The sequence below is a fragment of the Stenotrophomonas sp. SrG genome (assembly GCF_050031795.1).
GTDB classification, from domain to species: domain Bacteria; phylum Pseudomonadota; class Gammaproteobacteria; order Xanthomonadales; family Xanthomonadaceae; genus Stenotrophomonas; species Stenotrophomonas rhizophila_A.
Genome location: NZ_JBNBBE010000276.1, coordinates 1 through 270 on the forward strand (window position 1 = coordinate 1; position 270 = coordinate 270).

Annotated in this window: 1 protein-coding gene; it reads right to left on the minus strand. The window is 67.4% G+C overall.

Going from position 1 to position 270, the window contains the following annotated elements; translation table 11 throughout:
- Positions 1 to 68: 68 nt before the first annotated feature.
- Positions 69 to 270, minus strand: a 202-nt coding sequence (locus ACQG3P_RS19825) for a hypothetical protein (protein ID WP_426806002.1), incomplete at its 5' end; no start/stop codon positions are given.

Genomic DNA, 270 nt, shown 5'->3' on the forward strand with positions numbered 1-270 from the left:
GCGTTCAAACGCAGCACCAGGTGCTCGTTGATTTCATACGAGGCCACTGCGTCGTACACCGAGTACGACTAGGTGAACGCCGGCGTGCCCACCGCGCCATCGGTACCGCGGTGCATGCGGCCGGCGTAACGCACGCCACCGCCCCCGGTCAGGCCGAACGGGAAGGTGTAGCTGGTCCAGCTGGTGAAGGTCGCGCCCGGGGGGGAGGTCAGGTTGCGGGTGCCATCGGCGGCCACGTTGGCGCCTTCCTCGACTTCGGTATCCAGGTGG